17 protein-coding genes and 1 riboswitch are annotated in these 15021 nt (G+C 36.1%); of the genes, 12 read left to right on the top strand and 5 right to left on the bottom strand.

The genetic code is table 11. From position 1 onward, the window contains the following. Together BAQ44_RS18330 and BAQ44_RS31140 are read left to right on the top strand one after the other, a co-directional pair. The coding region (locus BAQ44_RS18330) for an IS200/IS605 family accessory protein TnpB-related protein (RefSeq protein WP_084669564.1) at positions 1-522 on the top strand (522 nt) is incomplete at its 5' end. 159 nt (positions 523-681) lie between these two features. Beyond that, a complete protein-coding gene (locus BAQ44_RS31140; protein ID WP_000521647.1) occupies positions 682-831 on the top strand; it encodes a hypothetical protein in 150 nt (49 codons plus the stop codon). A gap of 232 nt (positions 832-1063) precedes the next feature. Here BAQ44_RS31140 and BAQ44_RS18320 read toward each other — a convergent pair whose 3' ends face one another. Next, positions 1064-1627, bottom strand: coding sequence for a cysteine hydrolase family protein (locus BAQ44_RS18320; protein WP_071722803.1), 564 nt, complete (start codon positions 1625-1627; stop codon positions 1064-1066). A 242-nt stretch (positions 1628-1869) separates the two neighbouring features. Then, positions 1870-1975: riboswitch (SAM riboswitch) on the top strand. Positions 1976-2098: 123 nt separating this feature from the next. Here BAQ44_RS18320 and BAQ44_RS18310 point away from each other — a divergent pair. Genes BAQ44_RS18310 through BAQ44_RS18300 form a run of 3 tightly spaced genes read left to right on the top strand, consistent with a single transcriptional unit; the run spans position 2099 to position 4649 of the window. Beyond that, on the top strand, positions 2099-3118 hold the full coding sequence (locus BAQ44_RS18310) for a methionine ABC transporter ATP-binding protein (protein WP_063262708.1): 1020 nt from the start codon (positions 2099-2101) through the stop codon (positions 3116-3118). Further along, positions 3108-3773, top strand: a complete 666-nt coding sequence (locus tag BAQ44_RS18305) for a methionine ABC transporter permease (protein ID WP_001261881.1) — start codon at positions 3108-3110, stop codon at positions 3771-3773. Before BAQ44_RS18310 ends, BAQ44_RS18305 begins: the two co-directional genes overlap by 11 nt. 21 nt (positions 3774-3794) lie before the next feature. Beyond that, on the top strand, positions 3795-4649 hold the full coding sequence (locus tag BAQ44_RS18300) for a MetQ/NlpA family ABC transporter substrate-binding protein (protein WP_071722798.1): 855 nt from the start codon (positions 3795-3797) through the stop codon (positions 4647-4649). 167 nt (positions 4650-4816) lie between these two features. Here the strand turns inward: BAQ44_RS18300 and BAQ44_RS18295 are convergent, their stop codons facing one another. The 4 genes from BAQ44_RS18295 to BAQ44_RS18280 all read right to left on the bottom strand — a co-directional run bounded on the left by BAQ44_RS18295 (position 4817) and on the right by BAQ44_RS18280 (position 7269). Continuing rightward, positions 4817-5287: an HXXEE domain-containing protein gene (locus tag BAQ44_RS18295; RefSeq protein WP_071722795.1), complete on the bottom strand. Its 471-nt coding sequence runs from the start codon at positions 5285-5287 to the stop codon at positions 4817-4819. Between the two features lie 58 nt (positions 5288-5345). Beyond that, entirely contained in the window at positions 5346-5537 is a 192-nt protein-coding gene (locus tag BAQ44_RS18290; protein WP_071722792.1) for a DUF3926 domain-containing protein, read from the bottom strand. Continuing rightward, positions 5530-6711, bottom strand: coding sequence for an ArsA family ATPase (locus BAQ44_RS18285; RefSeq protein ID WP_084669562.1), 1182 nt, complete (start codon positions 6709-6711; stop codon positions 5530-5532). Before BAQ44_RS18285 ends, BAQ44_RS18290 begins: the two co-directional genes overlap by 8 nt. 75 nt (positions 6712-6786) lie before the next feature. Next, on the bottom strand, positions 6787-7269 hold the full coding sequence (locus tag BAQ44_RS18280; protein WP_071722788.1) for a MarR family winged helix-turn-helix transcriptional regulator: 483 nt from the start codon (positions 7267-7269) through the stop codon (positions 6787-6789). A gap of 382 nt (positions 7270-7651) precedes the next feature. Here BAQ44_RS18280 and BAQ44_RS18275 point away from each other — a divergent pair, with 382 nt between their 5' ends. The 7 genes from BAQ44_RS18275 (at position 7652) to gabT (ending at position 15016) form a co-directional block, all read left to right on the top strand. Then, positions 7652-7888 carry a YiaA/YiaB family inner membrane protein gene (locus BAQ44_RS18275; RefSeq protein WP_001254393.1) on the top strand — a complete coding sequence of 79 codons (237 nt, stop codon included), beginning with the start codon at positions 7652-7654 and terminating at the stop codon, positions 7886-7888. 141 nt (positions 7889-8029) lie between these two features. Then, positions 8030-8320, top strand: coding sequence for an Asp-tRNA(Asn)/Glu-tRNA(Gln) amidotransferase subunit GatC (gatC, locus tag BAQ44_RS18270; RefSeq protein WP_000086999.1), 291 nt, complete (start codon positions 8030-8032; stop codon positions 8318-8320). 15 nt (positions 8321-8335) lie between these two features. Further along, a complete protein-coding gene (gene gatA / locus BAQ44_RS18265) occupies positions 8336-9793 on the top strand; it encodes an Asp-tRNA(Asn)/Glu-tRNA(Gln) amidotransferase subunit GatA (RefSeq protein ID WP_000051449.1) in 1458 nt (485 codons plus the stop codon). A 14-nt stretch (positions 9794-9807) separates the two neighbouring features. After that, entirely contained in the window at positions 9808-11235 is a 1428-nt protein-coding gene (gatB, locus tag BAQ44_RS18260; protein WP_046958896.1) for an Asp-tRNA(Asn)/Glu-tRNA(Gln) amidotransferase subunit GatB, read from the top strand. A gap of 472 nt (positions 11236-11707) precedes the next feature. Next, positions 11708-12613, top strand: coding sequence for a diacylglycerol kinase (locus tag BAQ44_RS18255; protein WP_061679429.1), 906 nt, complete (start codon positions 11708-11710; stop codon positions 12611-12613). A gap of 137 nt (positions 12614-12750) precedes the next feature. Continuing rightward, complete coding sequence (locus BAQ44_RS18250; RefSeq protein ID WP_071722786.1) at positions 12751-13497, top strand: HAD family hydrolase; 747 nt, start codon at positions 12751-12753, stop codon at positions 13495-13497. A 154-nt stretch (positions 13498-13651) separates the two neighbouring features. Next, complete coding sequence (gene gabT / locus BAQ44_RS18245; RefSeq protein WP_071722784.1) at positions 13652-15016, top strand: 4-aminobutyrate--2-oxoglutarate transaminase; 1365 nt, start codon at positions 13652-13654, stop codon at positions 15014-15016. Positions 15017-15021 lie beyond the last annotated feature (5 nt).

Genomic DNA, 15021 nt, shown 5'->3' with positions numbered 1-15021 from the left:
AGGATAGAAAAACTTCATCAAAAACGTTATTTGAAAATAAAAGACGTCTTCCATAAAGTTAGTCACCACATCGTAAAACTAGCTCAAGAAGAAGAAGTTTGTAAAATCGTTATTGGTCAAAACAAAAGTTGGAAACAAGAAACGAATATGGGAAAAAGAAATAACCAATCGTTTTGTCATATCCCGCATAATTTACTGATTCAAATGATTACATACAAAGCAAATGCTGTAGGCATTCAAGTTGCTGTAACTGAAGAATCATATACATCGAAAGCAAGTTTTCTGGATAACGACTTCATTCCAACGTATGGAGAAAATGACCAAAATACAACTTTTTCAGGAAAACGAATAAAGCGCGGCATATATCGTTCAGCAAATAAAACTTTAATTAATGCAGATGTAAATGCTGCGGCTAACATTTTACGAAAAGTAATCCCAAATGCATGGACAAATGGGATAGAGGGGTTAGGCGTGAAACAGCTCGCTAATGTGTTAACTCCCCTGACGTTAATCGTCCGTTAGGTCGAAACGTTAGAAACCCCCACTTCAAGCTGGGGAGTGTTCATATGTGGATTAAGATAGATATACGTAGAAAAACTAATAAGGTTTACTTCAGTAAATAAGATATATTATATTTGTTGGATAGATTCTCTTTAAAGATAAGAAAAGTAGGTGAACAAAGTGGGGAAATATCAATTGGATTATAAAGGTCAGGTAGCTGTGGCAAAGTTTCATGAAAAACAGACGCCTGCCAAATTTGATAAAAAGCAACAAATTGAAAAATTGCGTGCGGAGTATTTGAAAAAGAAGCAAAAACAAACAGATAAATAATATGTTACGTTTTTGATAGGAGAAACTAGTTCTAATTACCATATATTACCGTTTGGTGATTAGAACTAGCTAAACCCTATTCATATCGGGATAAACATGTAAATAGAAACAAAACAACGAGAAAAGTTGACTTATTAGTCATATTTTTTAGTATTCATTTTAAGGATTTCCTGTATAATACAATTTGAAAGAAAATCTATGGTTTGACAAGAAACACTCTTTTCGGTTTTGCTCACTGAAGGGAGTGTTTTTTTGTAGCCAAAAACTCCTCTGTACTCATTACATTTGCATATACTCCATTTAAACTAGCCAAAATTGTGTTATGAATATAAACGGCTGGTATCGTAGCATTCTTAAAAGAAAGATCTTTTGTCGCACAAGCATCATGTATAACGGTACATGGAAAGCCGAAATCAAAAGCAGCTCTTACGGTGGCATCAATACACATATGAGTCATCATCCCACATATGACGACGTGCTCAATATTTAAACGTTGTAATTGTTCTAGAAGATCGGTTTCGCGAAAACTATTTGGATAATGTTTGAGTATAACGGTTTCTTCTCTAAGTGGGCGTACGCTTTCATGAATATGTACACCTTCTGTATTGGGTAGGAAAAAAGTAGCGTCATCTTTAATTGCTACATGTTGGATATGAAAAATAGGTTTGTTTTTCGTTCTAAAGAGTTGTAGTAGCTGACTAGCATATTTGCTTGCTTCTACTGGATTACGCAACTCCATCTTTCCATGTGGAAAATAATCATTTTGAATATCAACGAGTAAAAGAGCTGTTTTCATATATTTATCTTCCTCCGATTTCATATTCAAATAATGGTATTCAATTTATAGAAAGGATTCTCCTTTTAAAAAATATGAGGGAGGAGAATTTAACATAACTTTAAAAATCACTATTGTATTGTGAGTTTTTTATTTAAAAATTTTAATAGAGAAATAATTAATATTTTTCTAAAAAATGTATTGACTCTTATTATTCTGAGTTCTATAATGAGAATTAATTAAACGACAATTAAATCGATACATTCTTATCCAGAGAGGTGGAGGGACTGGCCCTACGATACCTCAGCAACGGGTTTTTTAATACCGTGCTAACTCCAGCAAGCCTATGAAAGGCTTGGAAGATGAGAAGATGTGAACGAGTACATATAAGTGCTCTCCTTCTTATCTTTATGGTTGATAAGAAGGAGAGCACTTTTTATTTTACCTCGAAAGCTCTACTTCAAGTTTTTACAGCATATAGGAGGGGGAAAAATGATTTCTTTTAACAATGTAAGTAAAGTATATGAATCAGGTGGGCAATCTGTTCATGCGGTGGAAGATGTAACTTTATCAATTGAGAAGGGCGAAATTTTCGGTATTATCGGTTTTAGTGGCGCTGGAAAGAGTACATTGTTACGATTAGTAAATATGTTAGAGAGACCAACAGCGGGAACGATTTCAATAGATGATAAAGATATTACATCATTATCGACGAAAGAATTACGGAAGCTAAGACAAAGAATCGGGATGATTTTTCAAAGTTTTAATTTATTTAATTCAAGAACAGTGTTTGGGAATATTGCTTATCCATTAAAATTAGCGAAAGTACCAAAGAATGAGATAAAAGAAAGAGTAAATGAACTGTTGAAGTTTGTAGGGTTAGAAGATAAAGCAAACTATTATCCAGAGCAACTATCAGGTGGACAAAAGCAGCGGGTTGGTATTGCAAGAGCACTTGCAACATCACCGGATATCCTTATATGTGATGAGGCAACATCAGCTTTAGATCCAGAAACAACGACAGAGATATTAAACTTATTAAAGAAAGTAAATCGAGAATATAATGTAACAATTCTACTCATTACACATGAAATGCATGTTGTGAAGGAAATTTGTCACCGTGTAGCTGTAATGGAGAAGGGAAAAGTTATTGAAGAAGGAAAACTGTTTGACGTTTTCACACAACCGAAAACAAAGACGACTCAAAACTTTGTACGCTCTATTATTAATGATCATTTACCGGAAAGTGTTCTAGGTAAAATTCAAAATGGTGGACAGATTTATCGCTTAACATTTACGGGTGAAGAGACAGGGCAGCCAGTACTATCATATATCGCGAAAAATTATAACGTCGATGTAAACGTACTGTATGGAAATATTATTGAACTTCAAAATGTGCTATTTGGAAATCTTCTTGTAGAATTGCAAGGTGAACAGAAGGAAATTCAAAAAGCATTACAACATCTACGACTGCAAGTGCAGCTGAAGGAGGTAGAAGCTCATGCGAGTTGATTGGAGTATATTTTGGCCCCGCATAGTAGATGCGACGGGGGATACCCTCTTAATGGTAATTGTAACCCTTATATTCGCCACAATTCTTGGTATACCTCTAGGTTTACTGTTGTATGTAACGAGAAAAGGAAACTTTTTAGAAAACAAATGGGTCTTTTCTATTCTTAATATCATTATTAACACAATTCGCCCGGTTCCATTTATTATCTTTTTAGTAGCTTTAAGCCCACTAACAAGAAGTGTTATCGGAACGACGATTGGAACAGCAGCAGCAATCTTTCCGATGACGTTAGTTGCATCAATCGGTATTGCTAGAATGGTTGAAACAAATCTTGTTTCAGTTCCAAAGGGAGTCATTGAAGCAGCTCAAGCAATGGGGGCTTCACCAATTAGAATTGTTTTTGAAATTCTTGTACCAGAAGCGTTAGCACCATTGATCTTAGGGGTTACATTTATGACAGTTGGTTTAATTGAATTTTCTGCAGTTGCTGGGCTTGTCGGTGGTGGCGGTCTTGGTGACTTAGCAATGACATATGGTTATCAACGTTTTGATACATCAGTTATGTTCGTAACGGTCGTTTTACTTATTATTCTCGTACAGGTAGCTCAGAACTTAGGAAACTACTTTGCGAAAGTCTTTTTACGCAGATCATAAAAAGGAAGAGGGGAAAAGAAAATGAAGAAAATTTTAGCATTTGCATTATCAACAATTGTAGGGATTTCAGCATTAAGCGGCTGTTCAAGTGGGGATACTGGGGCAGGAGCGAAAGAGAAAGTAGTTCGCGTCGGTGTAACTGGAACGGATGGAGACGCTTGGGAAATTTTGAAAAGAAAAGCTGAAAAAGAAGGAATTAAAATTAAACTGGTTGAGTTCTCTGATTACACGACGCCAAATAAAGCGTTAGCTGATGGAGATATTGAACTAAACTCATTCCAGCACGTTGCTTTCTTAGAGCAATTTAAAAAAGAGCATAAGTTAGATATTACAGCTGTCGGTACAACGCAAATTGCACCAATGGGCTTATACTCTGAAAAATATAAGAAGGCAAATGAAATTCCAGATGGTTCAGAAATTGCGATTCCAAATGATCCAACGAACCAAGCTCGTGCATTAAAACTTCTTGATGCAGCAGGTTTATTAAAGCTTAAGAAAGACTTTGGCTTATTCGGAGATCCAAGCGGCATTGCTGAAAATCCGAAGAAGTTAAAAATTACACCGGTTATCGCACAGCAAACACCTCGTGTATTAAAAGATGTTGCAGCTTCAGTTATTAATAACGGTGTTGCTGGTCAAGCTGGATTAGATCCAGCGAAGGATCCAATTTTCTTAGAAGATCCAAAGAATGAAAATGCGAAGCCATATATTAATATTTTTGCAGCTCGTACGAAAGATAAAGATGATCCAACACTGAAAAAAGTAATTGAACTCTATCATTCAAAAGAAGTAACAGATGCAATTAAGAAAGAAACAAATGATGGTTCCATTTCAGTAGATCTTTCGCTTGATGAGCTTGAAAAAATCGTAAAATAATTATTGGGTTTAACGATTAACAGTAGGAACCCCTCCGCTGTTAGCTCGTTCAACATATAATCTACTTAACAAACAAAACCCTAATTCTGTACCTTCCAATTCTGTATAACGTAGAATCCAATGTTTGTTAAGTAGAGTGATGGACCAGGAGTTTTCCTGGTCTTTTTTTATGGATGAAAGCAGCTAGCAAATAGTAAGGTAATCCAAATTATAATAGGATAAGAAAATAAGCTGAAAATGAGTGTAATTATGAATTGTTTTTTATGCATGAGGTGTTTTTCGAATGAAAAAAAGAAAATAGAAAAGATCATAATGAAAACTGCTGATATTACGCCAGGATTATACGAACGATATATGAAAAACAAAATAATATGTTGAACAGAGTTGAAGAATATAGCCCCCAGTATAAAAATAACCCAGTATATAGAAGACAAGAAGTTTAGTTGATATAGAAAGACGATAAGTAATATAAAGATTGTTAATGCGGAAATGGCAATGAAAAATTGCTGGCTTGTTATAAAATGAATTGAAAATTGATTAGCAAGATATTGCGGCATTTGGAAAGATTCTTCAAGGTTATGAATGAAAAATAACAAGGGAATAATCCAAAGCATAATAGTGGAATGTTTTTTCAACAACTTATATCACTCCAATATGGAGATAGAAAGCCTAGAAAGGCCTTCTATCCAGAGATATTCATTCAATTATAATACTTTTTAAATCATCTTCTTGGTGCTCTCGTTCTTTCGGATAGGCAGCTAGCTCCTCTTGTAAAATATTTAGCATTTGCTTAGCTGATTGCTGGATTGGGGCGGGTAATTCTTCTAATATATTCATACCGACTTTTATTTTTGCATGAATTATCTTCCTTAGTAATTCCTCACGCATGCACTACACCTCCAAATCGAATGTTTAGTACATCATCCTCGAATTTTGCTCCTTGAATAGAAAGGTGTGTTAACGTTTTGGGTAATGTGATGTTCCGTTTAACAGAACCAGCACGAATGATAAGCTCATCACCTTTTTGATTTAGTGAAAGTTCACTTTTATTTGAGAAGGGAAGGGATAGTACAAAAATATATTCATCACCATCTTTTTTTACATATTGAGTACGACCGTTAAATTTCACTTCCGTAGGAGAAAAATCTAATTTAAATAAAGCATCTCCTACACGCTCTAACATAGACAAACCAACAACTTCTTGTTCAAACATTGGAGCTTCGTAAATAGGAAGCGGATCAAAACTATTTTGAATTAATGTTTTATATTTCTTTTGCGTATCTTTCCAAGCTTGAAAATAAGGATCGGTGACAGTGTTAGGGATGACGCGGTTAATCATAATCGTATCTACGTTATAATTGTATAAATTTAAATACGTGAAGCTACGCTGAGCCTCTTTAATGACCATTTTTTCGGGATTTACAACGATGCGGATACTTGTTACGTCTCGGTTTGATAAAATATCTCTCATTTCTCCAAGCTGTTCAAGTGTATTTGTTAATTCGTCCATAATATCATCGGTTGGAAGGGGGACACCAAGAAGTGGTTGAGCTACAGGGCGAACAACTTTTAAAACTTTTCTTTTAATAGGAAAGAGTTTTTCCATCCACCAGCCAAGCATGTCTGGAAAGCTGAGCATTGCTAATGTTTCTCCTGTTGGAGCACAATCAATGATAATAACATCATATGTGTTTTGTTTATAATAATCGAGTACGCGGAGTAAGCTAATTAAATCTTCCATACCAGGAAACATCGTTAACTCTTCTGTTGTAATATCATCAGCTGCTTTGGAAGTGAAGAGTAGTGTAATATATTTCTGTAATTTTCCCCAGCCTTTTTCCATCTCATAAATCGTATTAATTTCTTGTGCCCACAAATTTTCACGAATTTCTAGTGGCTCAGAAGATAACTTTATACCAAATGAGTCTCCTAAACTATGGGCTGGGTCTGTGCTCATTACTAATGTTTTTAATCCTTGTTTTGCGCTTTGAAGTGCTGTTGCTGCTGAAATGCTAGTTTTTCCTACGCCGCCTTTACCTGTATACAAAATAATTCTCATCATTCTATCCCCTTTATTTCGAGTGTCGGATATTACGAGTTACGAAATATTTTTTTGAATAAAAACCCTAGTAGGGTTTTATTCAATCGGAATGTTTTTCATTTTAGGTGTAGAAACATTTTCTTCTGTTTTTTGCTGTGACGTAGCAATGTGGTTCATAATCTTTTGGAAGATTTGTAGTAAGAATGCTTTTTCTTCTTCTGATAATGCTTCTGTCACTAGGCTAAAGTAATGGGCTGCATTTTGTTTTACTTCTTGAACGAGCATTACGCCGTTTTCTGTTAAATGAATTAATACAATGCGTCGGTCATTTTCATCACGATACCTTTCGATATATCCCTTTTTTACAAGGCGATTTACAACACCCGTCGTTGTACTCATTGGTATATCAAGAAGGTCAGCGATTTTTGTCATTGTAATATCTGTATTTCGCTCCATCCAAAGTAAACAAAATACTTCTGTTTTAGAAAGTGTTAAATCTAGGCTTACCCATTCCTCAGGATAGAAAAGCTTCTTGGCGTTATCTAGCAGTAAGTCTAAAAAATGTTCGTATTGCAACAATTAATTCCACTCCCGTATATTTCGAGGTTCGTAATATTTATTTTTATTTTATGTAGAATAGAAATAAATGTCAATGATTTTAACTGTTTTTTCAGATTAGCCAGAAAACTAACTTTAAAATAGTATTGTTTTATGGTAGATTTATAAATATAAAACTAGAATTTACATAAAGTGAAACTTTAATCAGTGGGGGTTTTCTTCATCCCCACTGATTATTAGTTGAACCAATCGGACTTTTATGGGCAGTTGATCCCCCACCTAACTTCTTTGCTTTCGCTGAATTTTGTGGTGGGGGTCTTACTGCCCATTAAAGTGGGATAAAAATCCATCATGGTAAATATACTTATCTATAATGGATGTACAGCTAACGAGGGGGAGAACGATGAGAAGACGTAATACGCAAGCGTTCACGTTTTTAGCATGGACTTCATTTGTTTGCGCGCTTTCAGGTATGCTAATTGGAATTTATACGTTAGATGAAACGCTTAGTGTAAAAGGATATTATTTAATTGGAACATTATTTTTAACGATGTCTTGTTTTGTATTACAAAAAACAATTCGTGATAATGAAGAAGATAACGAGAGATTTCCGAAAAATAAACCGTTAGATAAAGAGTAAATCGTAAAGAAAGGCATTCGCCTTTCTTTTTTTATGTAAAAATGCAGTAAGTGTCGTGTGTTGACTTGCTTGAAGTACTGAAAATTTGGTATCATCAATAGTATTGTAGATTGAACGATATATTATGGAGGTGGCCTAGCCGTGTCAAGAATTTCCGTTGAGAATGTAAAGCACGTAGCACATTTAGCACGTCTTGCAATTACTGATCAAGAAGCTGAAAAATTTCAAAAACAACTAGATGCAATTGTTACATTTGCAGAACAGTTAAATGAATTAGATACAACTGATGTAAAACCAACAACTCATGTATTAACTATGAAAAATGTTATGCGTGAAGATGTACCAGAAAAAGGTTTACCAGTCGAAGAAGTATTAAAAAATGCACCGGATCACAAAGATAATCAAATCCGTGTTCCAGCAGTATTAGAATAGAGGAGGGGAATTTCGATGTCATTATTTGATCATTCAGTATCAGAGTTACATAAGAAGTTAAACAACAAAGAAATTTCCGTTACGGATTTAGTAGAAGAATCTTACAAACGTATTGCGGATGTTGAAGATAACGTAAAAGCTTTTCTTACATTAGATGAAGAAAACGCACGCGCGAAAGCGAAAGAATTAGACGCGAAAATTGGTGCTGAAGATAATGGTTTATTATTCGGTATGCCAATTGGTGTAAAAGATAACATTGTAACTAACGGGCTTCGTACTACTTGTGCGAGCAAAATGTTAGCAAACTTTGATCCGATTTATGATGCAACAGTTGTGCAAAAGCTAAAAGCTGCTGACACAGTTACAATCGGTAAGTTAAATATGGACGAGTTCGCAATGGGTTCTTCAAATGAAAACTCAGGTTTCTACGCTACGAAAAATCCATGGAACTTAGATTACGTTCCAGGCGGATCTAGTGGTGGTTCTGCAGCAGCTGTAGCAGCAGGAGAAGTATTATTCTCTCTAGGTTCTGATACGGGTGGTTCTATCCGTCAGCCAGCTGCATATTGCGGCGTTGTAGGTTTAAAACCAACTTACGGACGTGTATCTCGTTACGGATTAGTTGCATTCGCATCTTCACTTGACCAAATCGGACCGATTACACGTACAGTAGAAGATAATGCATACTTATTACAAGCTATTTCAGGTATTGACCGTATGGATGCAACTTCTGCAAACGTTGAAGTAGGAAACTACTTAGCTGGTTTAACAGGTGACGTTAAAGGTTTACGTATTGCTGTACCGAAAGAATACTTAGGAGAAGGTGTTGGCGAAGAAGCTCGTGAGTCAGTACTAGCTGCTTTAAAAGTATTAGAAGGTATGGGCGCAACTTGGGAGGAAGTATCTCTTCCACACTCTAAATACGCTCTAGCAACGTATTACTTATTATCTTCTTCTGAAGCATCTGCTAACCTTTCACGCTTTGATGGCGTACGTTACGGTGTTCGTTCTGATAATGTAAATAATTTATTAGATCTTTACAAAAACACACGTAGCGAAGGTTTCGGTGATGAAGTAAAACGTCGTATTATGCTTGGTACATTTGCACTTAGCTCTGGTTACTATGATGCATATTACAAGAAAGCACAACAAGTACGTACATTAATTAAAAATGACTTTGAAAATGTATTTGCTAACTACGATGTTATTATTGGACCAACAACGCCAACTCCGGCATTTAAAGTGGGCGAAAAAGTTGATGATCCAATGACAATGTATGCAAATGACATTTTAACAATCCCAGTAAACTTAGCGGGTGTTCCAGCGATTTCTGTTCCATGTGGATTCGGTGCTAACAACATGCCACTTGGTCTACAAATCATTGGTAAACACTTCGATGAAGCGACAATTTACCGCGTTGCACATGCGTTTGAGCAAGCAACAGACTATCATACAAAAAAAGCAAGTCTGTAAGGAGGCGAGCATAGATGAATTTAGAAACAATTATTGGTTTAGAGGTTCACGTTGAGTTAAAAACAAATTCGAAAATTTTCTCTGCGAGTCCAACAGAATTCGGAGCGGAGCCAAATACACAAACAAGTGTAATTGACTTAGGATACCCAGGGGTACTTCCTACTTTAAATAAAGAAGCAGTTAACTTTGCAATGAAAGCTGCAATGGCATTAAACTGTGAAATCGCAACGGAAACGAAGTTTGACCGTAAAAACTATTTCTACCCAGATAATCCGAAAGCTTACCAAATTTCTCAATTCGATAAGCCAATCGGTGAAAATGGTTGGATTGAAATCGAAGTAGACGGTAAAAAGAAACGTATCGGTATTACACGTCTTCATTTAGAAGAAGATGCTGGTAAATCAACGCATACAGCTGATGGTTCATTAGTAGACTACAACCGTCAAGGTATGCCTTTAATCGAGATCGTATCTGAGCCAGATATGCGTACGCCAGAAGAAGCATATGCATACTTAGAGAAGTTAAAATCAATCATTCAATACACTGGCGTATCTGATTGTAAGATGGAAGAAGGTTCCTTGCGTTGTGATGCAAACATTTCCCTTCGTCCTGTTGGACAAGAGAAGTTCGGTACAAAAGCGGAACTGAAAAACTTAAACTCATTCACTTACGTACAAAAAGGTCTTGAGCACGAGCAAGTGCGCCAAGAGAAAGAATTGTTATCTGGTGGTATCATCCAACAAGAAACACGTCGTTATGATGAAGCAACGAAGAAAACAATCTTAATGCGTGTGAAAGAGGGATCTGACGATTACCGTTACTTCCCAGAGCCAGACTTAGTTGAACTTTACATTGATGATGAGTGGAAAGAAGAAATTCGTGCTTCGATTCCAGAACTTCCAGATGCACGTAAAGCTCGCTACGTTGCAGAAATTGGCTTACCGGCTTATGATGCACACGTATTAACATTAACGAAAGAGATGTCTGATTTCTTTGAAGCAACTGTTGCAGACGGTGCTGATGCGAAATTAACATCAAACTGGTTAATGGGTGAAGTGCTTGCATACTTAAACAAGCAACAAAAAGAATTAAAAGACGTTGCATTAACGCCTGCTGGTTTATCTAAAATGGTTCAATTAATTGAAAAAGGTACAATTTCTTCTAAAATCGCGAAGAAAGTATTTAACGAATTAATTGAAAAAGGTGGAGACCCAGAAGAAATCGTTAAAGCGAAAGGTCTTGTTCAAATTTCTGACGAGGGTACACTTCGTAAAGTTGTAACAGAAATTCTTGATAACAATGAACAATCTATCGAAGACTTTAAAAACGGTAAAGACCGTGCAATTGGCTTCTTAGTTGGTCAAATTATGAAGGCTACAAAAGGACAAGCAAATCCACCGCTTGTTAACAAAATCTTACTTGAAGAGATTAATAAGCGATAATAGTAATAACTTTTAAAGATTAAGCAGAAAAACACCCGTACATGGGTGTTTTTCTAGGTTAATCAAACGTTTGTTTAAATGAGAGAAGATCATTTAAACAAACGTTTGATTAACTGTCAAAAGTGGAAAAATGTTTGTATAGCAACTATGGTATGATAGTTGCAAAAAGGTGGGAATAATGATAAATCTAGACATAGAGGTTTTTTTTCATCTCATGAAATAATAGATAATTATTATTCGTTATATGTAAATTGTTGTGAGGAAATAGATGGACATAAATTTTTTGTTAAATAAAACAAAACCATTGAAATGAATATTTACTTTTGATGGACTACACGAATCGGGTTCTTACTGCCTGTTTGAGCGGGATAAAAGAAGGATAGGAAGATGAGAGGAGGTAGGCATGGGAATACTGAATAGAAGTTCGGTATGTTCTTTTTTGAAACAATAAAGAAATTTCCTGTGCTAATAAATGATGAAGCGAGCAAGAATTATTTATAATCCTACTTCTGGGCGCGAGCTATTTAAGAAGAGCTTACCGGAAGTATTACAAAAATTAGAACAAGCTGGATATGAAGCGTCTTGTCATGCGACAACTGGTCCTGGCGATGCGACTGTGGCAGCGAGGCAAGCTGCGGATCGTAAGTTTGATGTTGTTATCGCAGCTGGTGGTGATGGTACATTAAATGAAGTGGTGAACGGTTTAGTAGGACATGAACATCGTCCGAAGTTTGGAATTATTCCAGTTGGAACGACAAATGATTTTGCGCGTGCGATTGGTGTACCTCGTGCGATTGAAGAGGCTGCGGATATTATTTGTGAAGGGAAAACAGTTCCGTTAGATCTTGGTAGAGCGAATGATACATATTTCATTAATATCGCTGGTGGCGGCCGTATAACAGAATTAACATATGAAGTACCGAGTAAGCTAAAGACAGTATTAGGCCAACTTGCTTACTATTTAAAAGGGATCGAAATGTTACCATCATTACATCCAACATATGTTGAAATTGAGTATGATGGAAAGATGCTACAAGAAGAAATTACGATGTTTTTAATTACGAATACTCGTTCAGTGGGCGGCTTTGAAAAGGTAGCACCATATGCATCAATTAACGATGGATTATTTGATTTATTAGTACTGAAAAAAGGTTCTATCGCTGACTTAATTAAAGCTGCAACACAAGCGCAGCGTGGTGAACATATTAACAATCCAAAAGTGTTATACACACAAGCAAATCGAATTAAAGTGCATTCACCAGATAAATTAATGATTAACTTAGATGGTGAATACGGTGGAGATGCACCGATGGAATTCGAAAATATATACCATTGTCTGGAACTATTTGTTCCTGAACATCAAGAGGATGCCCTGTAAAGGCATCCTTTTTATTATATAGAGGAATTGTAAATTGGAAGTTAGTTTGATTTTTATGGTATTTTTACAATTCGTTTATGTTATATCCATACTTTATTGATACACTGGAGGAGATAAGAAACGAGAGGTAGGGTGCTATGGAGAAGGTAAAAGCAATACTATTTGATAAAGACGGGACGTTAATGGATTTTCACTCAATTTGGATAAAAGTAGCTGAAGAACTGGTGGCAGAATGTATAGATTTATATCAACTTCCAAAGTCAATGCAGCCTACTTTATTAAAAGAAATCGGTGTAGATGGGGTATTTGTGAACCCTCGTAGCGCAATAGCGGCAGGAACAAGCCTTGATGTTGCAAAAGGGCTTTGTAAGTATATTACGTCATCTAAGGAAGAAGAGATGCATGAGTGGGTAAGTGAAAAATTATTTTCCCTTATGTACGAGCACCGTTCCTATATGAGAATGACGGCGGATTTACCAAGAATTTTACAAAGCTTAAAGGATAGAGGATTTATTTTAGGCGTTGTTACAGCTGATGATTTCGCACCGACAGAATTATTTTTAAAACAGTATCAATTAGAGTCTTATTTTGATTATGTTGTAGCTTCAGATACGTTTCCGGCACAAAAACCAGATAAAAGAATTGTAGAATCGTTTTGTGAAATGTTTCATTTAGAGGCGTGTGAAGTAGCGGTCGTTGGAGATACTCCAACTGATTTACATTTAGCGAAAAATGGCGGCGATTGCTATGCAATTGGAGTACTATCTGGTACAGGGGATCGTCAAACTTTAGAACCACTTGCGGATTTAGTAGTACAATCTGTTGAGGATTTTATTTCTCATTCAGGTGAGTTTATTTGGGAACAAGGAAAGTCTAATGTATAAGAAAAATAAGTCTATAGGGACTCTTAATGAGTCTTTATAGACTTATTTTTTATGCTGAAATAGAAGGCATATAGGATGAATGCTGGAAAAGAATGTTGGCATACATTTTGCAATGTAAAAAGAAAACAATGTAAAGAAAAGGATGGGGTACGTAATGAACACAAAAAAATTTGCTAAAGTAAATGAACAAATTCCTGGACCGAAAGCAGCGTCTTTATTAGAACGCCGCCAAAATATAGTACCAAAAGGAGTAAGTAACGGCATCCCAACGTTTGTACAATCTGCAAGTGGTGCTCTTGTAACAGATGTTGATGGCAATCAGTACATTGATTTCGCGGGAGCAATCGGAACAATAAACGTAGGGCATTGTCATCCAGCTGTTAAAGAGGCGCTCCATAAACAAGTAGATCAATACATTCATACTGGATTTAATGTCATGATGTATGAGCCATATATTGAATTAGCAGAAAAACTTGCAGCATTAGCACCGGGAAGTTTTGATAAGCAAGTACTATTTTTAAATAGTGGTGCAGAAGCAGTTGAGAACGCTGTGAAAATCGCTCGTAAATATACAAAAAGATCTGGTATTATTGCATTTTCTAAAGGGTTCCACGGGCGTACATTAATGACAATGACGATGACAAGTAAAGTAAAACCATATAAATTTGGATTTGGCCCATTTGCGCCTGAAGTCTATAAAGCACCATTCCCATACGAATATCGCCGCCCAGAAGGATTAACGGAAGAGCAGTATGATGACTTTATGATTGAAGAGTTTAAGAATTTCTTCATATCAGAAGTAGCACCAGAAACAATTGCAGCCGTTGTAATGGAACCTGTTCAAGGGGAAGGCGGATTTATCGTTCCAAGTAAGAAGTTTGTGCAAGAAGTGCGCAATATTTGTTCAGAACACGGCATCCTATTTGTAGCGGATGAAATTCAAACAGGATTTAGTCGTACAGGAAAATATTTTGCCATTGATCATTATGATGTCGTTCCAGATTTAATTACGGTATCTAAATCATTAGGCGCTGGTGTACCGATTAGTGGTGTTATTGGGCGCAAGGAAATTATGAATGAGTCTGCGCCGGGAGAGCTTGGTGGAACGTATGCAGGAAGCCCGCTAGGATGTGCAGCAGCATTGGCAGTACTTGATGTAATAGAGAAAGAGAATTTAAATGATAGAGCGATAGAGTTAGGAAAAGTCGTAATGAACCGATTCGAAGAGATGAAAAATAAATATAATTGCATTGGTGATGTGCGTGGTTTAGGGGCAATGTGTGCATTCGAGCTCGTTCAAGATCGTAAGACGAAAGTACCTGATAAAACGTTAACAGCTAACTTGTGCGCAGAAGCAAACAAACGCGGATTACTTCTACTATCAGCAGGGACATACGGTAATGTTATTCGTGTGTTAATGCCATTAGTTATTACAGATGAGCAACTTGAAGAAGGATTAACAATCATTGAAGAATCATTACAAGTCTGTTATGAGAAAGCAAATACTGCGCATGTTTAAAAGCT

This window comes from Bacillus mobilis, from assembly GCF_001884045.1.
Lineage (GTDB): Bacteria > Bacillota > Bacilli > Bacillales > Bacillaceae_G > Bacillus_A > Bacillus_A mobilis.
This window is presented reverse-complemented; position numbering and strand designations above follow the sequence as displayed.

Excerpts from the sequence above, each read along its gene's own strand:
- BAQ44_RS18320 (WP_071722803.1), bottom strand. The coding sequence starts at position 1,627 with ATGAAAACAGCTCTTTTACTCGTTGATATTCAAAATGATTATTTTCCA.
- BAQ44_RS18310 (WP_063262708.1), top strand. The coding sequence starts at position 2,099 with ATGATTTCTTTTAACAATGTAAGTAAAGTATATGAATCAGGTGGGCAA.
- BAQ44_RS18305 (WP_001261881.1), top strand. The coding sequence starts at position 3,108 with ATGCGAGTTGATTGGAGTATATTTTGGCCCCGCATAGTAGATGCGACG.
- BAQ44_RS18300 (WP_071722798.1), top strand. The coding sequence starts at position 3,795 with ATGAAGAAAATTTTAGCATTTGCATTATCAACAATTGTAGGGATTTCA.
- BAQ44_RS18290 (WP_071722792.1), bottom strand. The coding sequence starts at position 5,537 with ATGCGTGAGGAATTACTAAGGAAGATAATTCATGCAAAAATAAAAGTC.
- BAQ44_RS18285 (WP_084669562.1), bottom strand. The coding sequence starts at position 6,711 with ATGATGAGAATTATTTTGTATACAGGTAAAGGCGGCGTAGGAAAAACT.
- BAQ44_RS18275 (WP_001254393.1), top strand. The coding sequence starts at position 7,652 with ATGAGAAGACGTAATACGCAAGCGTTCACGTTTTTAGCATGGACTTCA.
- gatA (WP_000051449.1), top strand. The coding sequence starts at position 8,336 with ATGTCATTATTTGATCATTCAGTATCAGAGTTACATAAGAAGTTAAAC.
- gatB (WP_046958896.1), top strand. The coding sequence starts at position 9,808 with ATGAATTTAGAAACAATTATTGGTTTAGAGGTTCACGTTGAGTTAAAA.
- BAQ44_RS18255 (WP_061679429.1), top strand. The coding sequence starts at position 11,708 with ATGATGAAGCGAGCAAGAATTATTTATAATCCTACTTCTGGGCGCGAG.
- BAQ44_RS18250 (WP_071722786.1), top strand. The coding sequence starts at position 12,751 with ATGGAGAAGGTAAAAGCAATACTATTTGATAAAGACGGGACGTTAATG.
- gabT (WP_071722784.1), top strand. The coding sequence starts at position 13,652 with ATGAACACAAAAAAATTTGCTAAAGTAAATGAACAAATTCCTGGACCG.